General features: G+C 73.0%; 21 protein-coding genes. 9 read left to right on the plus strand and 12 right to left on the minus strand.

What is annotated here, in order from left to right:
* Nucleotides 1-10: 10 nt before the first annotated feature.
* Nucleotides 11-1,225, minus strand: a complete 1,215-nt coding sequence (locus Pma05_RS03910) for a serine hydrolase domain-containing protein (RefSeq protein WP_203856130.1) — start codon at nt 1,223-1,225, stop codon at nt 11-13.
* 225 nt (nt 1,226-1,450) lie between these two features.
* Here Pma05_RS03910 and Pma05_RS03915 point away from each other — a divergent pair, with 225 nt between their 5' ends.
* Together Pma05_RS03915 and Pma05_RS03920 are read left to right on the plus strand one after the other, a co-directional pair.
* Nucleotides 1,451-2,122 (plus strand): DUF433 domain-containing protein, encoded by a 672-nt coding sequence (locus Pma05_RS03915; RefSeq protein ID WP_203855888.1) that lies wholly within the window; start codon nt 1,451-1,453, stop codon nt 2,120-2,122.
* Nucleotides 2,119-2,559 (plus strand): PIN-like domain-containing protein, encoded by a 441-nt coding sequence (locus tag Pma05_RS03920; RefSeq protein WP_203855889.1) that lies wholly within the window; start codon nt 2,119-2,121, stop codon nt 2,557-2,559. The genes Pma05_RS03915 and Pma05_RS03920 overlap by 4 nt, the downstream gene beginning before the upstream one ends.
* A 131-nt stretch (nt 2,560-2,690) precedes the next feature.
* Here Pma05_RS03920 and Pma05_RS03925 read toward each other — a convergent pair whose 3' ends face one another.
* The 7 genes from Pma05_RS03925 to Pma05_RS03955 form a co-directional block, all read right to left on the minus strand.
* A complete protein-coding gene (locus Pma05_RS03925; protein WP_203855890.1) occupies nt 2,691-5,096 on the minus strand; it encodes a WD40/YVTN/BNR-like repeat-containing protein in 2,406 nt (801 codons plus the stop codon).
* 134 nt (nt 5,097-5,230) lie between these two features.
* Nucleotides 5,231-5,737 carry a hypothetical protein gene (locus Pma05_RS03930; RefSeq protein WP_203855891.1) on the minus strand — a complete coding sequence of 169 codons (507 nt, stop codon included), beginning with the start codon at nt 5,735-5,737 and terminating at the stop codon, nt 5,231-5,233.
* Nucleotides 5,738-5,755: 18 nt separating this feature from the next.
* Nucleotides 5,756-6,634: a carbohydrate ABC transporter permease gene (locus Pma05_RS03935; RefSeq protein WP_203855892.1), complete on the minus strand. Its 879-nt coding sequence runs from the start codon at nt 6,632-6,634 to the stop codon at nt 5,756-5,758.
* Between the two features lie 26 nt (nt 6,635-6,660).
* Nucleotides 6,661-7,698, minus strand: coding sequence for an ABC transporter ATP-binding protein (locus tag Pma05_RS03940; protein ID WP_203855893.1), 1,038 nt, complete (start codon nt 7,696-7,698; stop codon nt 6,661-6,663).
* Nucleotides 7,695-8,993 carry an ABC transporter substrate-binding protein gene (locus Pma05_RS03945; protein WP_203855894.1) on the minus strand — a complete coding sequence of 433 codons (1,299 nt, stop codon included), beginning with the start codon at nt 8,991-8,993 and terminating at the stop codon, nt 7,695-7,697. Before Pma05_RS03945 ends, Pma05_RS03940 begins: the two co-directional genes overlap by 4 nt.
* Entirely contained in the window at nt 8,990-9,793 is an 804-nt protein-coding gene (locus Pma05_RS03950; protein WP_203855895.1) for a carbohydrate ABC transporter permease, read from the minus strand. The genes Pma05_RS03945 and Pma05_RS03950 overlap by 4 nt, the downstream gene beginning before the upstream one ends.
* Nucleotides 9,794-10,215: 422 nt before the next feature.
* Nucleotides 10,216-10,779: a MarR family winged helix-turn-helix transcriptional regulator gene (locus tag Pma05_RS03955; RefSeq protein WP_239311632.1), complete on the minus strand. Its 564-nt coding sequence runs from the start codon at nt 10,777-10,779 to the stop codon at nt 10,216-10,218.
* Nucleotides 10,780-10,934: 155 nt separating this feature from the next.
* Here Pma05_RS03955 and Pma05_RS03960 point away from each other — a divergent pair, with 155 nt between their 5' ends.
* Nucleotides 10,935-11,594, plus strand: coding sequence for an FMN-dependent NADH-azoreductase (locus tag Pma05_RS03960; RefSeq protein ID WP_203855896.1), 660 nt, complete (start codon nt 10,935-10,937; stop codon nt 11,592-11,594).
* An 87-nt stretch (nt 11,595-11,681) separates the two neighbouring features.
* On the plus strand, nt 11,682-12,479 hold the full coding sequence (gene yaaA / locus Pma05_RS03965) for a peroxide stress protein YaaA (RefSeq protein ID WP_203855897.1): 798 nt from the start codon (nt 11,682-11,684) through the stop codon (nt 12,477-12,479).
* Here the strand turns inward: yaaA and Pma05_RS03970 are convergent.
* From Pma05_RS03970 to Pma05_RS03980, 3 genes are all read right to left on the minus strand, one after another.
* On the minus strand, nt 12,449-12,667 hold the full coding sequence (locus Pma05_RS03970; protein ID WP_203855898.1) for a hypothetical protein: 219 nt from the start codon (nt 12,665-12,667) through the stop codon (nt 12,449-12,451). The genes yaaA and Pma05_RS03970 overlap by 31 nt on opposite strands.
* A gap of 84 nt (nt 12,668-12,751) precedes the next feature.
* Nucleotides 12,752-13,504 (minus strand): NUDIX hydrolase, encoded by a 753-nt coding sequence (locus Pma05_RS03975; RefSeq protein ID WP_203855899.1) that lies wholly within the window; start codon nt 13,502-13,504, stop codon nt 12,752-12,754.
* A gap of 162 nt (nt 13,505-13,666) precedes the next feature.
* On the minus strand, nt 13,667-14,614 hold the full coding sequence (locus tag Pma05_RS03980) for a LysR family transcriptional regulator (RefSeq protein ID WP_203855900.1): 948 nt from the start codon (nt 14,612-14,614) through the stop codon (nt 13,667-13,669).
* Between the two features lie 70 nt (nt 14,615-14,684).
* On the opposite strand from Pma05_RS03980, the gene Pma05_RS03985 reads away from it, so the two are divergent.
* The 5 genes from Pma05_RS03985 to Pma05_RS04005 all read left to right on the plus strand — a co-directional run bounded on the left by Pma05_RS03985 (nt 14,685) and on the right by Pma05_RS04005 (nt 18,766).
* A complete protein-coding gene (locus tag Pma05_RS03985; protein ID WP_203855901.1) occupies nt 14,685-15,470 on the plus strand; it encodes a class I SAM-dependent methyltransferase in 786 nt (261 codons plus the stop codon).
* A gap of 1 nt (nt 15,471) precedes the next feature.
* Nucleotides 15,472-16,305 (plus strand): class I SAM-dependent methyltransferase, encoded by an 834-nt coding sequence (locus Pma05_RS03990; RefSeq protein WP_203855902.1) that lies wholly within the window; start codon nt 15,472-15,474, stop codon nt 16,303-16,305.
* Nucleotides 16,306-16,506: 201 nt separating this feature from the next.
* Nucleotides 16,507-16,896: a hypothetical protein gene (locus tag Pma05_RS03995; protein ID WP_203855903.1), complete on the plus strand. Its 390-nt coding sequence runs from the start codon at nt 16,507-16,509 to the stop codon at nt 16,894-16,896.
* Between the two features lie 59 nt (nt 16,897-16,955).
* The gene (locus Pma05_RS04000) at nt 16,956-18,113 is read left to right on the plus strand and encodes a sensor histidine kinase (RefSeq protein ID WP_239311634.1); all 1,158 of its coding nucleotides are present in this window, start codon (nt 16,956-16,958) and stop codon (nt 18,111-18,113) included.
* Entirely contained in the window at nt 18,110-18,766 is a 657-nt protein-coding gene (locus tag Pma05_RS04005; RefSeq protein WP_203855904.1) for a response regulator, read from the plus strand. Before Pma05_RS04000 ends, Pma05_RS04005 begins: the two co-directional genes overlap by 4 nt.
* A gap of 113 nt (nt 18,767-18,879) precedes the next feature.
* On the opposite strand, the gene Pma05_RS04010 is transcribed toward Pma05_RS04005, so the two are convergent.
* Nucleotides 18,880-19,842: a helix-turn-helix transcriptional regulator gene (locus Pma05_RS04010; protein WP_203855905.1), complete on the minus strand. Its 963-nt coding sequence runs from the start codon at nt 19,840-19,842 to the stop codon at nt 18,880-18,882.
* Between the last annotated feature and the right edge of the window lie 7 nt (nt 19,843-19,849).

The raw sequence follows: 19,849 nt of genomic DNA on the forward strand, positions 1-19,849 counted from the left end.
GCGCTCCCGGCTACCAGTTCGGGGCCGGGCCGGCGATGGCCGGGATGCCCGGTAGTGACGGCGGCGTCCAGGCCGCACCCGCCGGACTGTCCGGACAGTGTGCGACCCGGAGGAACTCCTGCGCCGCGATGTCGATCGGGTGCGGCTCGGCGGCGTACAACTGGTAGTGGCTGAGGTTGCTGCCCAGCGACGCCTGCCGGCCACCGTCCCGGCTGTGCAGCGAGATGGTGAGCTGCCCGATCACCCCGCCGTCGTGGCCCCAGACCTCACCGCACGGCGTCGCCGTCCGGTAGATACCCAGGCCGTAACCGCCGAACTCCGGCGCCTCCGGGTCGAACGGGACGGTGCTGAGCATCTCGGCGAGGGTCGCCGCCGAGAGCAGCCGGCCGCCGAGCAGCGCCCGGAAGAACCGGTTCAGGTCGTCCATCGTGGCGATCAGCTCGCCGGCGGTCCAGGCCCAGGTCATCCCGTACTCGCCGAAGTTCCGCACCCCCAGCGGCGCGAAGTACGCCCCGGCGTGCGGCCCCCGGATCGTCCGGTCCCCGCCCGGGAAGTAGGTATCGGCCAGCCGCAGTGGCCAGATCACCCGCCGGGTCACCTCGTCGGTCGCCGGGTTTCCGGTCACCCGCTCGATGACCAGTCCGACCAGGATGTAGTTGGTGTTGGAATAGCCGAAGACCTCGCCCGGCTCCCCGGTGCGGGGCAGCCCGAGCCCGATCGAGACCAGCTCGGCCGGCGAGTACGGCGTGCTACCCACCCGCTCGACGGCGGAGAGCGAGTCGAGCAGTACGTCGGTGTAGTTGCCGATCCCGCTGGTGTGGTTGAGCAGCATCCGTACCGTCACCCGCTGCCCGAGTACGCCGGGGACCAGATCCGGCAGCCACCGCCCGACCTGGTCGTCGAGTCCGAGCGCACCCTCGTCGACGAGCCGCAGCAGGGTGGTCGAGACGAAGGTCTTGGTGATGCTGCCGACCCGGTGCCGGGACCACGGCCGGATCGGCCGGGCCTGCGCCAGGTCGGCGATCCCGGCGGCACCGATCCAGGACTGCCGGCCGGTCCGGGCGGCGGCCACCGCCCCGGGTACCCCGGCCGCCGGCACCGCGGCGAGCGCCCGGCGCAACGCCGACCGGTCCAGTTCGGGCGCGACCTCGATCCGGTACGCCCGCCCCGCCGCAGCGGTCGGGCCGACGATGACTGCGGTGGTCAGCAACAGGCTGGCCAGCATGATCCAGCGTGTCTGGGAAAAGCGCACCATACTGACCTACCGAGCGGCCGGGTGACGGGTGACGCCATCACCGCTGTCAGATGACAACGGCTGTTCCGGACCGTTCCCGAGAGTCCGTTTTGCCGCACTGTCCCCTGGGATAGCTGCGGCGTTTCCCTCCAGACAGCGGGGTCACTCGTCGGGTCGGTGGCCCCGGCGGATCGTGCGGCGTGGGAGACTGGCGGGGTGGTAAGCGTCCTTGAACGCGAGGTGTTCTCCGAGGCGGAAGCCGCGCGGTTACTGCGCGTGGCTCAGTCGACGCTGCACTACTGGCTGGAGGGGGGCGAGCGGCGGGGCCGCAGCTACAAGCCGGTGCTGCGGACCGAGGCGCGCGGCGCCCGGTCCGTGACGTGGGCGGAGTTCGTCGAGGCCGGCCTGTTGCGGGAGTACCGCCGCACGCACCGGGTGCCGATGGTGGAGCTTCGGGCCTTCATCGACCTACTCCGGGAAAGGTTCGGCGTACCCTACCCGCTGGCGGACCGGCGTCCCTACGTCGCCGGACGCAAGCTGGTGCTGGAGGCGCAGACCGCCGCCCGACTCGACCCCGACTACTGCCTGGTGGCCGTGGTGGGCGACCAACTCCTGCTCACCCCGCCGTCGGCGGCCTTCGTCGAGCGGGTCACCTGGGACGGTGACGTGGCAGCCGGATGGCGCCCAGACCCCAACCCGCAGTCGCCGGTTCGGATCCTGCCGGATGTCCGGTTCGGCCGCCCGTCGATCAAGGGGATCAGCACCGAGGCCATCTGGGAGCAGGACGAGGTCGGGCTGGACGTCGAGGAGATCGCCGAGATATACCAGCTCGACGTTCCCGACGTACGGTGGGCCTTGGCGTACGAGAACTCCCAGCGCGCGGCGTGAGCCGGACGAAACCCGCCGAGGTCCGGTTCTACGTCGACGCCGACCTACTCGGTCTCGCCCATGTCCTCGCCGGCCTGCGCCCCGACGTCACCTATCCCGGCGATCCGGGAGCGGTCATCCACAAGCGACAGCGCCCACCGTGCCCGATCGTCAGCCCCGCAGTGAAGGACCCGGAGTGGATTCCCGAGGTGGCCCGCCGCGGCTGGCTGATCATTACCCGCGACCGCCATATCCAGGAACACCATCTGGAGATCGGGGCGGTTCGGGATCACGGCGCGCGGATGGTCGCGCTGACCGGAGAGGACGCCCGTAGCGTCTTCGCCCAACTCGAAGTGGTCATGTGCCGCTGGCGCGACATCGAACGCTGTGCCTCCGAGCCACCGCCGTTCATCCACACGGCCACCCGCACCACCATGAGAAGACTCCCGCTCGGATAACCCGCCTCTCTGAGGCATCGCGGTGGCGACGCGGATCAGGTCACCATGTGCGGTGCCGGCGACCGCAAGGCGGAGGCGTAGACCTCGTCCACACCCCCGCCTTGGGCAGTACCGCTAGGGTCCGCCTCCGGTCAGCGGGCCCGGCAGGAGGCGAGTGCTCCGACCACGCCGACGCCCGGCTTGCGCAGCGGCAGTCTGGTCGACGCTCCCGGGCACCGGGGCACCGTCAGGTCGTAGACGCCCCGGCCGAAGGTGGCGGCGGTCAGTTGCCGGGTCGACTCGTGGTAGCGCAGGTACATCACGGCCGCCTGCGGCAGGTTCGTGCCCAACGCTGCCCACTCCCCGCCGTTCCAGGCCGAGAGGTAGACCCCGACGTCGGTACCGACCACGAGCAGTCCGTCGGAGGTCGGGATGACCGAGTTCACCGGCGCGTCCGGCAGGCCCCGGCCGATGTCCGTCCAGGTACGACCGCCGTCCTGGGTCAGCATGACGTGCGGGCGGTCGCTGCCGGAGCGGAACCCGGAGAAGGTCGCGTACGCGATGTTCTTGTCCTTCGGGTGCACCGCGACCCGGGTGACCCAGGTGCCGGGGAGTTCCGCCGGGTCGACCTGCTGCCAGTTCTGCCCGAGGTCGTCGGTCCACCAGAGCCGGCCGTCGTCGGTGCCGACGTAGAGCTTGCTGCCGTCGGTCGGCGCCGCCGCGATCGTGGTGATGGTGCCCCACGGGTACCCGTTCGGGTCGTTCGGGCCGCCGCCGGTCAGGTCCGGGCTGATCGCCGTCCAGGTACGACCGTTGTCGGTGGACCGGTTGACGATGTTGCCGGCGTAGTACATGACGTTGGGGTCGCTCGGGTCGAACTGGAGCGGCGTCTGCCAGTTGCGCCGCTGCGAGACGGTCTGGTTGGTGCCGATGGTCTGTCGTGGGGTGCCGCCGCTGTTCTCCGAGCGGTAGCAGGAGCCGTACTGGCTGCACCCGAAGACGATGTTCGACGCCTCGGGGTGGATGACCACCTGGAGCCCGTCGCCGCAGCCGATCGCGTCCCACGGGCCGCCCACCCCGTTGTAGCCCCGGTTGCAGCCGTTGTCCTGCGCCCCGGCCACCTTCAGCGCCGGATCGGTCTCGGCGACGTCGACCGTGTAGAACTGCGTGTACGGCTCGTACGTCGCCTTGGTCCAGCTGCCCACACCGTTGACGTCGGAGCGGTACATTCCGCCGTCGTTGCCGAGGTAGGCCCGGTCCGGGACCTTCGGATCCCAGCGCATCACGTGCTGGTCGGCGTGCACCCCGCTGACCGAGGCGAAGGTCTGCGCCCCGTCGGTCGAGCGCACCAGGTTCACTCCGGCCAGGAAGACGTGCTCGGCGTCCTCCGGGTCCACCCAGAGCTTGCCGAACCACCAACTGAAGGTGGACTGCGACGCCTGGTTGGCGGTGACCGGGGTCTGGGTCCAGGTGTCGCCGCCGTCGTCGGAGCGGTAGAACGCCCGGAACGGACCGAGCGCGGTGCCGACGTACGCGTAGAGCCGGTCCGGGTCGCTCGGCGCGAGCGCCAGGCCCCAGCGGCCCTGGTCGGCGTCGGTCGGCAGCCCGTTCGTCATCCGCTGCCAGGTGCGACCGCCGTTGTCGGAGCGCCACAGACTGGAGCCCGGCCCGCCGTACGTCCGCTGGTGCGGCTCCCGCAGGTGGTCCCAGAGGGCGGCGTAGACCCGGTTCGGGTTGGTCGGGTCGACGAGTACCTCGGTCGCCCCGGTGGTGTTGTTCGGCGGGGTGAGCACCCGGCGCCAACTGTCGCCGCCGTTCTCGGAGAGGTAGACGCCCCGCTCACCGCCCGGCCTGAACAGGTTGCCGGCGGCGGCGGCGAAGATCCGCCGCTCGTTGCGCGGGTCGATGGCGAACCGGGCGATGGCGTGGCTGTCCTTCAGCCCCACCCGCTGCCACGTCCTGCCCCGGTTGGCCGACCGGTAGACCCCGTCGCCGCCGAAGGTGATCGAGCCACCGCCCGGCTGTGCCTCACCGGTGCCGGCGAAGAGTACTCCGCTGCGGGTCATCGCGACCGCGCCCATGCTCTGCACCCAGTTCCCGGGCCAGACGGACTCGTAGGTCATCCCGGCGTCGCTGGACCTCCAGATCCCGCCGGAGGCGGCGGCGACGAAGATCTGGTCGTCGACCTTCGGGTCTATCGCGATGTCGACGACCCGGCCGCCGATGTTGGTCGGGCCGAAGAAGCCCCACCTCTGCCGGGCCAGATCCTGGTAGGCGCCCCGGCTGCGCGCGGCGATCCCGTCCGCCTCGCCCCGGGCCTTGACGTACTTGGCGGCGGAGAGTTCCCGGCTGCCGTCGCTGAGCCGCTGCGAGGTCATCCACTCGGCGGGCAGCTCCATCGGGCCGGTCGGCATGCTTGTCGCCAGCGAGCGCTGGTCGGCGGGGTGCGGGGCCAGCGAGGCCGTCGACGACGAGGAGGCGAGGGCGCCGGCGGCGAGCAGTACCAGGGTGGCTGTCAATGCGGTGCCGCGGCGAGGGAGGCGGGGTGTGGCCTTCATGCGGTCTCTCTCCTGTCCACACGGGAGTGCGATCCGAATCCGGTCGGTGTGCGGCCAGGCTAGATTGATCACCCGATCAAGGTCAATGCGGCGCTGTCCCAATTCGACCTCCGGGTCAACCCGCGGCCCAGGTGCTATCCGCCGCCACCGCTGCGGAACCCCGGCAGGCCCGCGTCGTCGGAGTCGGGACCGACCACGGCGGTCAGCGCGGTACCGTCGGCGCAGAGCGCGGTGGCCCGCAGGTACGTCCGGCGGTCCTGGGCCCGGAGCAGCACCTCTGACTCGAAGACCTCGTCCTCGACGCTGAGCAGCTCGATGTCCGTCCGCTGCTGGTAGTGCGCGCGTACGTCCAGCGGCGTCAGCCGGATCGTCGCCTCCACAGTGGTCAACACCCCCTGCACGGCCGTACTCGTCACCCGGGCGCCCGGTGGCAGCACCAGACCGGCGACCTCGGCGAGGACCTCGGTGCCCTCGTCCATCGGCACCCGGTCACAGCTCGGCAGGTTTGCCAGCAGCGCCTGGTTCCGGTCCTGGGCCGCCGGCTCGCCCGCACCGCCACTGCCGCCACCCCCACAGCCGGCGAGCCCCGCTCCGGCGAGCCCGAGTACGGCGACGGCGACCGCGAGCACCCGGGATCTCATCGGTGCAGGATGCCACGATCAGCGCAGCACCCGCCAGCGTCGTACCGCGAGCAACTGCACGGTGATGACGGCCGCGCTGATCACCATCAGGACGATCGTCAGCAGGGCACCGTAGGCGAACCCGGAGAACTCGAAGGCGTGGTCGAAGATGTAGACCGGCAGGTACTGGGTGGCGTTCGCCGGTCGCCCGTCGGTGAGCACGTACGCCGGCACGAAGTTGACCTGGAGGGTGAGGATGGTGTCCCGGACCGCCAGCAGCACCAGTACCGGGGCGAGCAGCGGCAGGGTGAGCCGGCGCAGTTGGCCGAACGGGCCGCAGCCCTCCAGGGCCGCCGCCTCGTAGAGCCGACCGTCGAGCAGGCGGCGGGCGGCGAGGACGACGAGGAAGCCCTCCCCGATCGGGAAGAGCAGCATCAGCACCACCCCGACCCGGGCGGTGGTCGGCTCGGCCAGCCAGGTGTAGCCGGGGTGCCCGACCAGGCCGAGCAGCTGGTTGAGCGGCCCGTAGAGCGGGTTGAGCACCCAGAGGAAGAGCACCGCCAGCGCCACGTCGGGGATCACCGTCGGCAGGTAGACGGCGACCCGGAACCACCGGCCGCCCGGCCGGGGCGCGGCGAGCAGCAGGCCGAGCCCGACCGCCGCGAGCAGCCGCAGCGGCACCGAGACCGCCACGTGGAACAGCGACGCCTCCAGGCTGTCCAGGAAGAAGTCGTCGGCGACGAGCCGGCGCAGGTTGGCCAGCCCGGTGAACCGGGGGTCGCGGGTCAGCCCGGTGTGGTCGGTGAAGGCGTACCCGAGGTTGAGCAACGCCGGCAGCGCGATCAGCAGCAGCACGGCGACGCCGTACGGGGCGAGGAACATCCACGGCGTGAGCGGGCGCCGGGAGCGACTACTCATCGACGCGACCTGCCCGTCGGGGACGCCTACTCATCGACGCCCTCGGCTCGCCGCCGCCGCTGGCCGGTCTCGGTGTCGAAGCGGTGCAGCCGGTGCGGGTCGGGGCGCAGCCGCAGTCCGGCACCGGCCCGCAGCCCGTGCCGGGGGCCGGTCCGGACCGCCAGCCGGGTGCCGTCCGGGCAGCGGGTGAGCAGGATCGCCTCGCTGCCCAGCGCCTCCACCGCCTCGACCGTCGCCTCGATCGGTCCGTCGGGGTCGAGGGCGAGGTCTTCCGGGCGTACCCCGAGGGTCAGCCCGGGGGCCTCGCCGAGCACCCCGCCGCCGGGCACCAGGTTCATCGGCGGGCTGCCGAGGAACCCGGCCACCACCAGGTCGGCCGGCTCGTCGTAGACCTGCTGCGGCGGGCCGACCTGGCGGACCCGGCCGGCGTCCAGCACCGCCAGCCGGTCGCCGAGGGTCATCGCCTCGGCCTGGTCGTGCGTGACGTGCACCATCGTGGTACCGAGATCGCGGTGCACGGCGAGCAGGTCGGCCCGGGTGGCGAACCGGAGCTGCGCGTCCAGGCTGGCCAGCGGCTCGTCCAGCAGATAGACGGTCGGCTCCCGAACCAGGGCGCGGGCCAACGCCACCCGCTGGCGCTGCCCGCCGGACATCTGGTCCGGATACCGGTCCAGCAGGTCGGCGATGCCGAGCCGCTCGGCGGCGGCCCGGGCCCGCCGGTCCGCCTCGGCCCTCGGCACCCGGCGGACCCGCAACCCGAAGAGCAGATTCCCGCGTACGGTCAGGTGCGGATAGAGCGCGTAGTCCTGGAAGACCATCGCGACCGCCCGCCGGTGCGGGGGCACCTGCGCCACGTCGGTGCCGTCGACGAGGATCCGACCGGAGTCCGGCCGGTCCAGCCCGGCGACCAGTCGCAGGATCGTCGACTTGCCCGAGCCGGAGGGCCCGACCAGGGTCAGCAGCTCGCCGGCCCGTACCTCCAGGTCGACGTCGTGCAGCGCGGTCACCGACCCGTACGCCTTGGTCAGCGTCTCCAGCCGGATCGCGCCCGGGTGGGCACTCACCGGGGCGGGTCCCGGAACAGCGGCCGGATCTTCTCCTCCAGTTGGCGCAGCCCCTGCTCGCGGCCGACCCGGCCGTAGAACACCTCCTCCAGCAGGGCATCCGTCTCGCGCTCCACCCGCGACCAGCTCGCGGTGCGCGGGGTGGCCCGCAGGTGCGGCTCGGCGTCGAGATAGACCTGCGACGAGCGCGGCGGCAGGTTCGGCTTGAGGAACTCGTCGGAGCGGGCGACGTCGAGCCGGGACGGCACCGTACGCCCCGACGCGGCCAGGATCCGCTGCCCCTCGACACCCATCGCGAACTCGATGAACCGCCACGCACCACGATGGTCGGGCCGCCCCGCGCTCATGCAGTACGCGTCGCTGTGCAGGATCGACGCCGGTACGCCGCCCGGCGCGACCGGCAGCGCCGCCACGTCCCACTCGAAGTCCTTGACGGTACGCAGCGTCGGGACCGCGACCCGGCTGTTCAGGTACATGCCGAGGGTGCCGCGCAGGAACCGCGCCTCGCTCGACTCGCTCTGCTCCTCGGCGTCCGGCGGCACCACGTGGTGCACCAGTTGCAGGTCGAGGAACCAGTCGACGGCCTTCCGGGTGTTCGGCGAACCGGTCAGGGTGAGCGTGCTGGGCCGGTTCGGGTCGTCGACCAGGTCACCGCCGTTGGACCAGACGAACGGCGCCAGCCGGGGCACGCTCGGCTCGACGCCCACGCCGTACCGGCCGTCCCGGGTGAGCGCCTTCGCGCTGGCGAGGAAGTCGTCCCAGGTCCAGCCGGCCTTTGGCGGTGTCAGGCCGGACGCGCGGAACAGGTCGGCGTTGTAGTAGACGACCAGCGAGGAGAGGTTCTGCGGCAGGCAGGTCAGGGTGCTGCCGTCGAACCGGAAGGCGTCCAGCGCCCGCTTGCTGAAGTCACCCTCGTCCAGCGCCTCGCTTGAGTCCAGATAGGACTGGGCGGGCTCGATCGCGCCCTGCGCGGCGAACTGTCCGTACCGGCGGTAGTTCAGCAGGAAGACGTCGGGCGGGGCGCCGCCGGCGAACGCCGTGGTCAGCCGGGCCATCAGCTCGTCCTGGGTGGCCACCGGGGAGAGCGTGACGTCCACGTCCGGGCTGGCCTTCTCGAACGCCTCGACCATCGTCCGGTAGCCGGCGATCTCCTCGGCGTCCCCGAAGAGCACGACGGTGATCCCCGCGCTCTCCTCGGGGTCGTCCGCGCCGCAGCCGGCGAGCAGGCCGGCGACGAGCAGGCCGGCGGTCCAGCGCCGCCAGGACCGGGTCGAGCGCCGCCAGGACCGGGTCATCTGCGTCCTCCAGATCTCAGTGCCGCCAACGGATCATCGTTCAGCAGGATCCGCTGGGCCAGCAGGAAGACCAGTACGCACGGCAGGGCCGCGACGACACAGCCGGCCATCAGCAGCGGCCAGTCGGTCGGGTTCAGCAGGCGCAGGAACTGCAACCCGAGCGCGTACGTGTAGCGGTCACCGCTGTGCAGGTAGAGCAGCGGATCGATGAAGTTGGCCCAGTGGTAGGTGAAGGCGAGTACCGCCACCGCCAGGGTGGTCGGGCGTACCTGGGGCAGCGCCACCCGACGCCACACCGAGAGCCAGCGGGCGCCCTCCAGCCGGGCCGCCTCCAACTGGCTCTCCGGTACGCCGCCGAAGCTCCACGCGTAGAGCAGCACCAGGAACGGGCTGACCGCGAGCAGGGCCGGCGCCAGCAGCGGTAGGTAGGTGTCGACCACCCCGAGCAGCCGGAACAGCTCGAACCGGGTCGCCCAGACGGCGGTGACCGGGACGAGCAGCACCACCAGCAGGCCGAGTACCACCCGGCGTCGGGCGACCGGGCCGAGCAGCCGGATCCCGAACCCGGTCAGCGAGGCGGCCAGCACCGTCACCGGTACGGCGAGCGCCACGACCAGCGCCGAGTTCGCCAGATAGCGGAACAGCGGGATCAACTCGGGCAGCCGGGCGTACGCATCCAGCGTCGGCTCGGGCGGCAGGACCTCGAGGCTACGCGGCGGTGGGAGGCCGGCGGGGCGGAGCGAGCCGACCACCATGAACCACAGTGGAGCGGCGAAGAGCGCCGCGACCAGGGTCGGCACCACATACCGGCCGATCGCCCGGGTCGCCCGGCCGGAAGTCGGGCGGCGTCGGGAACTCGACGCTGTTCCAGGAGAAGTTCCCTGCCCCGGAGAAGTGCCCGTTCCGGGAGAAGTGCCCGGCACGCCGCGAACCGTCATACCGACCCGCGACCCGCCTCTCAGCACGCTTCGATGACCGATCCCGCCGCTCGGCGCCCATCCTACGCTGATGATCGATATCGTCGTACAGCCTCGGTTTCGCCTGCCCGGCGACCAGCCCCGCCGGCGTGGACAGCGGCGGCCCCGGTGCCGGAGCGGACTGCGAGGATGCCGGTGGGCGTCGGCGGCCGTTCCGGTCCCGACCGGACGACGGCAGCGCGTCGGCCCGCCAGGCCGGCACCCGCCCGGCTGGTACCGCCTGACCCGGTGGTGCGGGGCGGTGGTCAGCGCCGACGGCGGACCCGGTTCTCCTGCTCGTGCAGTTCCTCGACCACCTGGCAGGCGTTCTGCATCGGGTCGAGCCGGTCCGCGTGGATCGCCACGCGTTGCAGGAGTTCCTTGAAGGCCGACTCGTCCCGGCCGAGTACCCGGAGGATCTCGGCTTCGGCGCTGGCCAGGGCGGCCTGCCGGTCCTGCCAGAGCGCCTGCCCGGCCTCGGTGGCGACCACCCGTCGGCTGCGCCGGTCGGCCGGGTCGGGTTGCCGGGAGACCAGACCGGCGGCCTCCAGGTCGTCGATCAGGTAGGTGAGGACGGTCCGGTCGATGCCGAGCTGGGCGGCCATCGCGCCCTGGTTGGTCGCCAGGTTCTGGCTCGCCGAGGCGACGACCTGGTAGCCGCGAGGGCCGCCCGGCACGTCCTTGACGATCTCCTCCGCCGCGCGGAGGTAGCGCCGCATGATCACCCCGAGCGCCCAGCCGAAGTCGTCCTTGAGCAACTCCGCCGCGCTCCGCCCGCCACCGTCCTCTGGACGGGCGGCGGATGGCGCGGGAGCAGCGGTGTCGGACACGTGGCCAGCATACCCGTCTAGAAGATCATCGCCCTCGAGATGTTCTGTAACACCAAAGTATCAACTTCAAGATAATCTAAATCACAGTCCTGCTGTGAAGTCGCCGATCTGCGGCTAATTTGGTCGCCGTTGCAGAACTTTCTCGGAGGTAAGAAGTGAGCCTGTTCCGACTCGACGCCAGCATCCGTGGCGAGCAGTCCGTCAGCCGTGCCGTCGCCGACACCGCCGAGGCGGCGTGGGTCCGTACCCACCCGTCCGGGCTGGTCGTCCGGCGCGACCTGGCCGCCTCGCCGGTACCGGTCGACGCCTGGCCCGCTGCGGTCAGCGCCGGATTCGTCCCGGCCGACCAGCACACCGAGGCGCAGGTGCAGGCCGCCGCCCTCGCCGCGACCTACGCCGACGAACTGGTCGCGGCCGAGGCGTACCTGTTCGCCGTGCCGCTCTACAACTACGGCGTGTCGCAGCACGTCAAGTCCTGGTCCGACCTGCTGCTCACCGACCGGCGGCTGGCGCCGGGCCAGGAGTCGCCGCTGCGCGGCCGGCCGGCGGCGCTGATCGTCACCCGGGGCGGCGGCTACGGTCCGGGTACGCCCCGGGATGGCTGGGACCATGCCACGCCGTACTACCGCCGCTTCTTCGGGGACATGCTCGGGCTGGACCTGCACGTCAGCGAGGTCGAGCTGACCCTGGCCGAGATCACCCCGGCAATGGAGCCACTCCGGGACCTGGCCCGGCAGAGCCTCGAAGCCGGCCACACCTCGGCCGGCAAGCACGGCGAGCTGCTGGCCCAGCACGCCCTCGGCAAGGCGGCCTGACCGGGCGCTCCGACCGGTACGCGTCCGGGGCGGCCCGCCGGCACGCCCCGTACGCGTCCGCCGGCCCGCTGCGTAGGCTTGCTGGTCGTGCTGATCCTGCTGCCTCCGTCGGAGGGGAAGACCCCACCCCGCTCCGGCCGGCCGGTGAACCCGGACGCGCTGACCCAGGGGGCGCTGAACCCCGGGCGGGAACGCGTGCTCGACGCGCTCGTCGCGCTCTGCGCCGACCCGGACCGGGATCGGGCCCGGGAGGTGCTCGGGCTCAGCCCGGGGCAGGACGAGGAGCTGGACCGCAACGCCCGGCTGCGTACCGCCCCGGCGCAGCCGGCGGCCAAGATCTACACCGGAGTGCTCTACGACGCCCTCGACCTCGGTAACCTGCCCGGTCCGGCACGCGCCCGGGCCCGCCGCTCCGTACTCGTCTTCTCCGGGCTCTGGGGAGCGATCCGGATGGACGACCGGATCCCGGCGTACCGCTGTGCGATCGGGGTGAACCTGCCCGGGGTGGGCGGGCTGGCGGCGTACTGGCGCGGGCTGCTCGACCCGGTGCTCACCGAGACGGCCGGCGGCGGGCCCGTGCTCGACCTCCGCTCCAGCGGGTACGCGGCGATGTGGCGGCCCACCGGGCGGCTGGCCGAGCGCACCGTGACGGTCCGGGTGCTGCACGAGCAGGTGGTCGACGGGGAGGTCCGGCGATCCGTGGTGAGCCACTTCAACAAGGCCAGCAAGGGTCGACTGGTCCGCGACCTGCTGCTGGCCGGCGCGGCGCCCCGGTCGGCCGGCAAGCTGGTCGAGGCGTTGCGCGACCTGAAGTACACCGTCGAGGAGCAGCCGGTGGTCGCCGGCCGCCCCCGTCAGCTCGACCTGGTGGTCATCGAGCTGTGACGTCGGCCGGGACCGCCCGGCCGGAACGCCCGGAACGCCGCCAGCACGTCGTCGAGCGGCGGGGCGTCGAGCGGGCCCAGTTCGTCGGTGAGCCGGTCGCGCAGCCGGGTGAGCCGGCGACGCAGGCGTACCGGATTACGGGGTGTCGGCGACGCGCGGGGCGTCGGGGGGCGCTGGGCGTACGCCATGGTCTCGACGACGCCGACCCCGCACGAACCGTGCCGGGTCGGCGCCGTCGGGCCCGTTCCCCGTCCCCGAACCGTCGGGCCGGGTCATCGGACCTGCTCCTCTCGGGTCGGCCGGAGCAGGGCCGGATGCAGCAGGGTGGCGTCGCCGGCCCGGTAGAGCCGGGCCCGTGGCCCGCCCCGCTCGCCGCCCCGGCTGGTCGTCCCGCCGGTACTCTCCACGAAGCCGGGCACCGACAGCACCTTGCGGTGGAAGTTGCCGGGATGGAGCTGCTCGCCCCAGACGGCGGCGTAGACGGCGCGCAGCTCCCCGATGGTGAACTCCGGCCCGAGGAACGCCCTGCCCAGCGGGGTGTACTCCAGCTTGGCCCGGGCGCGTTCCAGGCCGTCGGCGAGCACGATGTCGTGGTCGAAGGCCAGCTCCAGGACGTCGTCGACCGGGACCCAGGCGACGGTGGCGGCGTCACCACCGGCCCGGGGGTCCGGCAGGCTCGGCGCGAACCCGAGGTATGCCACGGACATCACCCGCATCCGTGGGTCCCGCCCCGGGTCGCCGTAGGTGCGTAACTGTTCGAGGTGGACCCGGGCCAGGGCCGCCTCGCCCGGGCGCAGCCCGGTCTCCTCGGCCAACTCGCGGCGGGCCGCCTCGGCCAGCGTCTCGTCCTGGACGAAACCGCCCGGCAGGGCCAGCCGGCCCCGGTACGGATGTTCGGCCCGCTCGATCAGCAGCACGTGCAGCGCACCGTCCCGGATGGTCAGTACCACGATGTCGACGGTGACCGCGACCGGCGGAAACGCGGTCGGGTCGTACGCGGCCAGGAACGTGGACTCCGCGCGCATCAGGCCCGCCCTCCGTTGTTCTCAACTTGAGTAATACTCACTTCGAGAAGAAGTTACCGCGCGGCGGTGACCCGCTCAACCCCCGCGCCGTGCAGTACCGGGCGGAATCGCGCGCCGCCAACCGACTCGGGGCAGGGTCAGCCCGAGCGGGATCCGCCCCGGTCAGCTCCGGTGCGGCGCGAGGTCGGCCAGTATCTCCAGCATCGCGGTCACCGCCGGAGCCCGGAACTCCGGTCTGGCCGTCACCGCGTAGAGCCGGCGGGTCGGCAGCACCGGCGCGGTCGGGCGCAGCACCACGTCACGGCGCACCGCGACGGCGGCCAGGGTCGGCATCAACATCACGCCGACACCGGCCGCCACCAGAGCCTGCTTGCCGCTCCAGTCGTCGCACCAGAACCCGATCCGGGGTGCGGCACCGAGCGCCTGGGCCAGCGGGGCGACCGGCCCGAGACAGTCGGGATGCGCCCCGTCGATCCAGGTCTCGCCGCCCAGGTCGGCCAGGCGGATCCGGCGACGCCGGGCCAGCCGGTGCTGGGCCGGCAGGACGACCTGGAGTTCCTCGTCGAGCAGGGGCACCAGGTCGACACCGTCGACACTCGTCCGGGGCGGGTCGACACCGATCGGGGCGGCCCGGGCCGCCTGCGGTTCGTCGTACAGGTGCCAGTCGGTCACCAGGGCCAGGTCGATCCGCCCGTCCCGTACCGACGGCAGCAGCGCCGCCTGGTCGAGCTGCCGGAGGCTGAGCGTCACGCCCGGATGGAGCCGACCGAACCGGCGTACCGCCTCGGGCACGAAGTGCGTGTTGACGCTCGGAAAGGCCGCCAGCCGGAGTTCGCCCGACTCCAGCTCGGCGAAGGAGGCCAGCCGGGCCTCCAGGTCCCGCAGCCGGGCGAGGCTGTCCCGGGCGAGTTCGATCGCGACCGCACCGGCCGGGGTCGGCCGGACACCACGGGCGTCCCGGCTGAACAGCCGTACGCCGAGCCGCCGCTCCAGGCCGGCGATCTGGCGCGAGACGGCCGGCTGGGTCAGCGAGAGCGCGGTGGCAGCCGCCGAGAACGAACCGCGCTCGCCGACCGCGACGAGCACCTGCAACGACCAGGGATCGAGCATGCGTCGAGCTTATGGCAGACCCAACCAATCCGCAGTTGTCCGCATGGGACACCTGACCGACGCTTGACCGGTGAGTCCAATCAGCACAGTCCGGGCGTACGGCCCGGATGCCGGTACCGGCGACGTCACCGCCGCCCGGATCGCCGACCAGTTGGCCTTCCTGTCCGGATGGCTGCCCCCGGCGCCGGCCCGGATCCTCGACGCCGGCTGCGGGCGGGGCGACCTCGCCCGCGCCCTCGGCCAGGCCGGTTACGCCGTCCTGGGCGTGGACGTCGATCCGGTGGCCGTCAGCGTGGCCGCCGCACAGGGTGTCGCGGCGCTCGTGGCCGACCTGGCCGACTACCGGGACGAGTACCCCTTCGACGTGGTGCTCTGTTCGCTCTCCCTGCACCACATGGCGGACCTCGCCGGTGCGGTCCGGCGGGCCCGGTCGCTGCTGCGGCCGGGCGGGATGCTGGTGGTCGACGAGTTCGCCTGGGAGCGGGCGGACGCCGCCACCGCCGGCTGGTACCACGATTTCGCGGCAGTGCTCGGTGCCGCCGGACGATTCGGGCCGGAGCCCGGAGCCGGGCCGGTCACGGCGCCCCACCGGCACTGGGTCGAGCGGCACCGCGACGATCACCGCCTGCACCCGGGAGAGGCCATCAGCGGGGAGATCGGCACGCTCTTCGACATCCGCGAGACCGTGCGGGTGCCGTACCTGCACCGCTATCTCGCCGAGCGGCTCGGCGACGACGCCGACGGGCTGGCGGTGTTCACCACACTCCGACACATCGAGCGCCTGCGGGTGGCCGACGAGGGCCTCGCCGCGGTCGGCCTGCGGTTGCTCGCCCAGGCCCGTCCGGAAGGGAACTGAGATGCACATCGTCAACACCGCCCAGGCCGCAGCGTGGAACGGGCCGGAGGGCGCCAACTGGGCCGCGCAGAGCGAGCGGGACGACCCGGTGAACGGCGCGCTCACCGAGGCGCTGCTCAGCGCCGCCGCGATCGGGCCCGAGGACCGGGTACTCGACATCGGCTGCGGTACCGGCGAGACGACCCGGCTCGCCGCCCGGCTGGCCGTCCGGGGCCGGGTGCTCGGGGTCGACCTCTCCGCGCTGATGCTCGACCACGCCCGGGCCGCCGCGACCTCGGCCGGCCTGCGCAACGTCGAGTTCACGGCGGGCGACGTGCAGGTACACCCGTTTCCGGGCGACGAGTTCGACGTGGCGATCAGCCAGTTCGGCATCATGTTCTTCGCCGACCCGGTGGCGGCGTTCGGCAACGTCCGCCACGCGCTCCGGCCGGGCGGCCGGCTCGCCTTCGTCTGCCCCCGCGGGATGGCCGACAACGCCTGGTACGTGGCGCCGATGTCCGCGCTGCACGGCGAGCGGGACCCCGCCCGACTGCCTGACTCGGCGATGTTCTCGCTGGCCGACCCGGCGCGGCTGACCGAGGTGCTGGGCCGGGCCGGTTTCACCGACGTACGGCCCCGGCCGGTCGACGTCCCGATGGCGTTCGGGGCGGACATGGCCGAGGCGGCCGAGGGGTTCCTCGGCTCGGGGCCGGTCCTGGCGGTGCTGCAACAGGAGTGTGGGCCGAGCGTCGAGGCGGCCCGGGAGATCCTGGTCGAGGCGCTGCGCCGCTACGAGGGCCCGGACGGGGTACGCATCCCCGGGGCGCACTGGCTGGTCACCGCCCGCCGACCGTAACCGGGGTCCGGCCGCCGACCGTACCGGAACCCAGCCGCCGACCGGACCCGTGGACCGGCCCTGACCGTAGCCGGGACCGGTGCACGCGCACCGGTCGGCGGCTCGGGCTGTGCCGGTCCACGGGTCCGGGCCGAGCGCCGGCGCGGGACCGGACCGGTGCCGGGTATTCCGCTCCGGCCCGGGATGCCACATCCTGGATCCATGGGCGAGGTGCGACCGATACCGAGCGTTGGGGATCTGTTCATCGACAGCCGTGGCGGCGACCGGACGATGCGGGTCAGCTATCACGGCGACCGGGGCACCGTGGTGGTGTCGCTGTGGATCGGCACGGTGTGCCGGGGATCGTTCCGGATGGCGACCGACGACGTGAGCAGGTTGATCGCGACGCTCAACGAGATCAACCTCTCCGCCGCCCCGACCGTGCGGATCGAGACGGCCTCGCCCGGCTCGCCGCCGGACGCCACCGGCACGGCGACCGTCGGCACGGCGGCCAGCGGGACCGCCGGGGTGGACGGTCCGCCCGTCGACCAGACCGGCGACATCTCCGGCCTCGCCCGGATCGTCGCGCCGCCCACCCTCCGGGTCGCCTGAGTCCGACCGTACTTTTGGCCGGTTCGGCAGCCGCGCCGGACTCTCGTAGCCTGACCAGCGTGAACATTCGGAACCCGGTGGCCGGCCGGGGCCGGTTCGTCGCCGACGCCGGGCTCGGCATCCTGTTCGTCGCGACCCTCGTGGTCACGGCGACCGCGCTCGCCACCAGTTGGGGTGGCCGCTACTGGCTGTTCGACGGTGCCGCCGGAGCGGTGGCCGGCGGCATCGCCCTGGCGCGTCGGCGGCACCGGCTCTGGGCGGCGGTCGCCGGCCTCACCGTCGCGGCCGTCGCCATCCTGGTCGCCCGGTCCGCCGGACTGCCCGCCGAGCCCGGCCCCACCACGGCCCTCGCCCTCTCCGTGCTGGTGGGTTCCGCGGTCCGGACCCTGCCGTCACGCCCGGCCGGCGCGATCGCGGTCGGCGGGCTGGCGATCGTGCTCGGCGCCCAGTTCGCCTTCCCACCCTCCGGCACCGTTGTCGGCGGCGTCGCCGGGCTGAACGTGGTGGGCTGGCTCGCCGCGTTGACGGTGGGGCTGGGCCTGCGGCTGCTGGCCGCCCGCCGCCGGGCCGTGGCCGAGCAGGTACGCCGGGACGAGCGCCTGGAACTGGCCAGGGAGCTGCACGACGTCGTCGCCCACCACATCACCGGCATCGTGGTGCAGGCCCAGGCGGCCCAGATCGTCGCCCGGCGGTACCCGGAGCGGGCCGGTGCCGCGCTGGCCGGCATCGAGTCGGCCGGCTCGGACGCGCTGGCCGCGATGCGCCGGGTGGTGGGACTGCTGCGCGACGCCGACGACGCGGCCCCGACCAGCGCCAACCCCGAACAGCTCGGCGATCTGGTCAGGCGCTTCGAGGGCCACGGGCCGGCGGTACGGCTGCGGTTGCCGGACGGCGAGGACACCACGGCGTGGCCGCCGGAGGTGACCAGTACGGTGCACCGGGTGGTACGGGAGTCGCTGACCAACATCGCCCGGCACGCCCCGCAGGCCCGGTCGGTCACGGTGACCGTCGCCCGGGACCGGGAAGCGGTCACCGTCGAGGTGGTCGACGACGCCCCGCCGGCCGCGCCGCGCTATTCGCACCGGAGCGGCTACGGGCTGATCGGGATGCGGGAACGCCTCGAAGCGCTCGGCGGCACCCTCCGGGCCGGACCGTGTCCCGGCGCCGGCTGGGCGGTACGCGCCAGTGTGCCCGTACCGGCCGGGAGCCGCCGATGACCATCCGGGTACTGCTCGCCGACGACCAGGCGATGGTACGCAGCGGTCTGCGGCTCATCCTGGAGGACCAGCCCGACATCGACGTGGTCGCCGAGGCCGCCGACGGGGGTCAGGCGGTCGCGCTCGCCCGACGGCTGCGCCCGGACGTCTGCCTGGTGGACATCCGGATGCCCCGGCTCGACGGGATCGAGGTGACCCGCGCGCTGGCCGGACCCGACGTCCCGGATCCGCTCCGGGTGGTCGTGGTCACCACCTTCGACCTCGATGAGTACGTCTACGGCGCACTGCGCGGCGGAGCGGTCGGCTTCGTACTCAAGGACGCCGGCCCGGCGCTGCTGGTCGAGGCGGTCCGGGCCGCGCACGCCGGGGACGCCCTGGTCTCGCCCTCGGTCACCGTGCGACTGCTGCGCCACCTGCGGAGCGTCGGGGCACCCGGCAGCGGGCGCCCCGCCCGAGCGCTCTCCGAACGGGAGACCGAGGTGGTCCGGGCCATCGCCCGGGGGCGTACCAACCAGGAGATCGCGGCCGAGCTGTTCATCTCGTTGAGCACGGTCAAGAGCCACCTCTCCGGCATCCAGACCAAGCTGGGGCTACGCAACCGGGTCGAGGTGGCGGCCTGGGCCTGGGCGAACCACGTCGTCGGACTCGGGTAGCCAGCCCTCGAGAGCGCGGCCGAGCGGCTCGGCCCGGGCCGACCTCGGCTCGGGGTCACACCGCCGGCCCCGCCACCAGGGTCTCCACTCGCAGCCCAGGCGGTTGGTGGCGGTCAGCGGGGTGGTGCGGCGTACAGCGTTGCCAGGCCGGACACGGTGGCTGCCAGCCGCTGCCGCAGCGACTCCGGCTCCAGCACCTCGACCTCGGCGCCGAGCCGCAGGAACTGCCGCTCGGCGTGGCTGTCCGACTCGATCGGCACCCGGGCGAGGACCCAGCCGTCGGGCTGCCGTTCGCCCTCGGCCACCGCGTCCGCCACCGCGCTCCCCGACAGGTGCGGCAGTTGGTCGAGCACGCCCGGCGCGAACCGGGCCAGTGCCTCCGCCCGGTGCAGTCGGGTGCGGAACTCCAGGATCTGCGCCCGCCAGTACGCCGCCAGGTCGAACTCCGCCGGCCGGTCGAACCGCTCGGCGAGTACGGACAGCTGGCGGATGTGGTTGACCCGGAAGGTCCGCAGGTCCCGGTCGGCCCGGGCCACCAGATACCACTTGCCCGCCTTCAGCACCAGCCCGTACGGCTCCAGCCGGCGGTCCACGACCCGGGTCCAGTTCTCGTACCGCACCGTGACGACCCGTTGCCGCCACACGGCGTCGGCGACGGCGGCGAGATGGTCGGCGCTGTCCCCGTCGTGGTACCAGCCCGGGGCGTCGAGGTGGAAGACCTGGCGCATCCGGTCGGCCCGCTCCCGCAGCGCCGCCGGCAGCGCGGCGGCGAGCTTCAGTTGCGCGGCGGCCACCGCCTCGGCCAGCCCCAGGTCGGCCGCCGCCCCCGGCAACCCGGTCAGCGCCAGTCCCTGGGCCTCGTCGGCGGTGAGCCCGGTCAACTGGGTCTGGTAGCCGTCGACCAGCTGGTAACCGTTGGCGTCGCCGTAGACCGGGATGCCGGCGGTGCCGAGGGCCAGCACGTCCCGGTAGATCGTCCGCACCGACACCTCCAGCTCGCCCGCGAGCTGCCGGGCGGTCAGCCGGCCCCGGCTCTGCAACAGCAGGGCGATGGAGAGCAGACGGTCGGCGCGCACGGTGCCG

This window comes from Plantactinospora mayteni (genome assembly GCF_016862935.1).
Classification (GTDB): domain Bacteria; phylum Actinomycetota; class Actinomycetes; order Mycobacteriales; family Micromonosporaceae; genus Plantactinospora; species Plantactinospora mayteni.